The organism is Saccharomonospora iraqiensis subsp. iraqiensis (assembly GCF_000430445.1).
GTDB classification, from domain to species: domain Bacteria; phylum Actinomycetota; class Actinomycetes; order Mycobacteriales; family Pseudonocardiaceae; genus Saccharomonospora; species Saccharomonospora iraqiensis.
The window spans coordinates 24,953-28,244 of sequence record NZ_KE387069.1 but is presented as its reverse complement, the minus strand read 5'-3'; the positions used below and the strand labels follow the sequence as shown (position 1 = coordinate 28,244).

The window sequence follows — 3,292 nt, the reverse complement described above, 5'->3', positions numbered from 1 at the left end:
GCCCGCCGCGTCCGGCAGCGCCCGGCGGCGCCGGACGGTGTCCGGCAGTGCCCGGGGACGGTGTCCGACACACCGGTGCCCGCCGCCCTGCTCGGGCGACGGGCACCGGTGGTCCGTCAGCGACGCGCTGTCAGTTCAGTGACTCCGGGCGGGGATCCTGCGGGCCGGACTCGTCCGGAACCGTCGGGTCCACCGGGTCCGGCGACCGCAGTGTCGTGGTCCCCGTGCTCCCCGGCTCGGAGGCCGGTCCCGCGTCGGCGTGGCCGTCGGCGGCCACCCCCGTTCCCGCGGCCCCCACGGCCGCCGCCCGTTTCTCCAGCATCGCGCGGGTCCGCGGCGGCAGCAGCTCCTCCTCGGGAATGTCGCGCTTCATCGCCTTCATCAGACAGTAGATCGTGAGGAAGCCGATCAGGAAGAACGGCAGTCCGAGCACGGTGATGACCTGTTGGAGGGCCTGCAACGCCTCCTGACCCGTCGCCGCGATCAGGGTGGCCGCGATGACGCCCTCCAGCACGGCCCAGAACACCCGCTGCCGCGTCGGCGGGTGCGCCGTGTTGCCCGAGGTGAGCATGTCCACCACGAGTGAGGCCGAGTCCGAGGACGTGGTGAAGAAGATGACCACGATCAGCACGGCGAAGGCCATCAGCACCTCGGTCGCCGGGAAGTGGTCCAGGAAGGCGAACAGCGCCGCCGCCGTGTCACCCTCCTGCACCACCGGGCCGATCAGCGAGCCGGGGTCGTTGAACTCGATGTTCAGCGAGGACATGCCGAAGACGCTGAACCAGATCACCGAGAAGGCCACCGGTGCGCCCAGCACGCCGAGGACGAACTCCCGGACCGTGCGGCCCTTGGAGATGCGGGCCACGAAGATGCCGACGAACGGCGCCCAGGTGATCGTCCAGGCCCAGTAAAACACCGTCCAGGTGCCCTGCCAGCCCCAGTCGCCCGCGGGGAGCGCGTCGTTCCAGAACGACAACGGCACCAACATGCTCAGGTACGTGCCGGTGCTCTCGATCACGCCCCGCAGCAGGAAGATCGTCGATCCCGCGATGATGATGAAGAGCAGCAGGCCGACGGCCATCCAGATGTTGATGTTGGACAGCCACTTGATGCCCTTGTCCAGCCCCAGCACCACCGAGATGGTCGCGATGGTGGTGACGACCGCGATGATGGCGATCTGCACCGTGCCGCTGACGTCGATCCCGAACAGACCGTTCAGGCCGCTGTTGATCTGCAGCGTGCCCAGCCCGATGGAGACCGCGACCCCGAACAGCGTGCCGATGACGGCGATGACGTCGACGGTCTTGCCGATGGGGCCGTTGATCCGGTCGCCGAGGATCGGGTGGAAGATCGAACTCACCCGGAACGGCAGGCCCCGCCGGTAGGCGAAGTAGGCGAACGCCAGGGCGGGCAGCGTGAAGATCGCCCAGGTGTGGAAACCGAAGTGGTAGAGCGAGAAACCGATGGCCTCGTTGGCGGCCCCCTCGCTCAACGGTTCGGCCGATCCGTTCGCGACGGGGACGTCGCGCAGTTGCTCGGCGAACTGCCGGGAGTTCAGGTCGGCCTCGGTGAGTTCCGAGACCTGCTCATTGACCCCGCTCAACGGCGGGTTCGCGAAGTGGTTGATCGGCTCCGCGACGCCCCAGAACATCAGGATGGTGCCGATGCCCGCCGCGAACAGCATGCCGAACCACGTGACGTTGCTGAACTCGGGGCGGTCGTCCTTGCCGCCGAGCCGCACGTGTCCGAACCGGCTGAACGCGATCCAGAGCAGGAAAATGAGGAAGGCCGTGACCCCCAGAATGTAGAGCCAGCCCAGGTTCGCCTTGACGGCCTCCGCCGCGTCGCCGAACGCGGTGTCCACCTCCTCGGTGAACAGGATGGACCCGAGGACGAACACCAGGGCGAGCAACGCCGAGCTGAAGAAGATCGCGGGGTTCGTCCGCAACCCCAGGGCACGTTGGAGCTTCTCCAGCATGGTCCTCTCCCTCCGTGTAGCCACGGAAAGCTATCCGCGACCCGGAAGTGTGTCAACCGCCACTCCGCGGCCGTAGGGTCTGGCGCTGACATTACCCGCCGCGACCACGAGCAGCGACCGAACACAGTCCGGACGAGGGAACGGCGGCGCGGAGCGGCGCTCACCGTCACGGCGCGGAGGCGCCGGTGCGGGGTAGGGTCCGGCGGGACTGTCAGTACGGCCGCCGCAAGGGGCGTGCCGCCGAGGTAGCGGGAGTGGGATCCGTGGTCACGGGGAAGGTCGTCCGGTTCGACGAGTTCAAGGGGTACGGATTCGCCGCGCCCGACAACGGGGGCGAGGACGTGTTCGTCCACGTCAACGACCTGCTGTTCGACAAGGCCCTGGTGACCCCGGGGGTGCGGCTCAGCTTCGACATCGAGGAGGGCGACCGGGGGTTGAAGGCCTCCCGGATCCGCCTCGCGGAGCGGGAGGAGACCCCCCGGGGCGATGCGGCCGAGGAGTCCGACGAGGACGAGGAGGACACGGACGGACCCGGCACCGTGGTCGAGGGCGCGTCCGTCACACGCAAGCAGTACCTCGACGAGATCACCGAACTCCTGCTCGACGCCGCGCCCACGGCGACGGCGGAGGACATCGTCAGTATCCGCCGACGCCTGCTCCGTTCGGCCGTCGACCACGGATGGGTGACCGACTGACCGACTGACCGACCCCGGCCGGTCCCCGCTCAGACCCCCGCGCGGACGCGCAGCCGGCTCAGCAGTCCGGTGAGTCCCGACGGCCGTCGGTTCGCGGCACCGATCCGGCCCGCGGCCGCGTCGTCCAGCAGTGCTCCGACGGTCTCGCGGGCACACTCCCGGTTCGCCCCGATCCCGCCGGACGGGCCGCGCTTGATCCAGCCGACGACGTAGGTCCCCGGCCGCCGCGCCACCCGGCCGCCGGTGTTCGGGACGGTGCCGGAGTCCTCGTCGAACGGCAGCCCCGGCACCGCGGTCCCCCGGTGCCCGACCGCGCGCACGACCCGGCCGACCGACATCTCCACGTCGTCGTCCGGACCGGTGACCCACAGCCCGCGCACCCGGTCCGGACCGGTGATCCGGCGGGGTGCGGAGTGGAACCGGAACACGATGCGCCGCGTCCCGGCGGCGGGCGGGGCGGACCAGTCGACGACCTCCCGGCGCACGGACCGCAGCAGGCCCGCCTTGTCGGTGGGGGCCGCGTCGTCGAGGGCGGTGACGGTGCGAGGGTCCCCGGCGTCGACGACCACGTCGCGGTCGGGGTCCTCGGTCAGCGCCAACAGCTCCGGCCGGGTGAACG

The 3,292-nt window shown here is 70.2% G+C and carries 2 protein-coding genes and 1 pseudogene; 1 reads left to right on the top strand and 2 read right to left on the bottom strand.

Features of this window, described 5'->3' with window-relative positions:
• Positions 1 to 130: 130 nt before the first annotated feature.
• On the bottom strand, positions 131 to 1,978 hold the full coding sequence (locus tag ACTIR_RS0106930; protein WP_026453715.1) for a BCCT family transporter: 1,848 nt from the start codon (positions 1,976 to 1,978) through the stop codon (positions 131 to 133).
• Between the two features lie 263 nt (positions 1,979 to 2,241).
• Here ACTIR_RS0106930 and ACTIR_RS0106925 point away from each other — a divergent pair, with 263 nt between their 5' ends.
• Positions 2,242 to 2,673, top strand: coding sequence for a cold-shock protein (locus tag ACTIR_RS0106925; protein WP_026453714.1), 432 nt, complete (start codon positions 2,242 to 2,244; stop codon positions 2,671 to 2,673).
• Positions 2,674 to 2,702: 29 nt separating this feature from the next.
• On the opposite strand, the pseudogene ACTIR_RS22110 reads toward ACTIR_RS0106925, so the two are convergent.
• Positions 2,703 to 3,292 (bottom strand): annotated as a pseudogene (locus ACTIR_RS22110) (ferredoxin-NADP reductase); the annotation flags it as partial.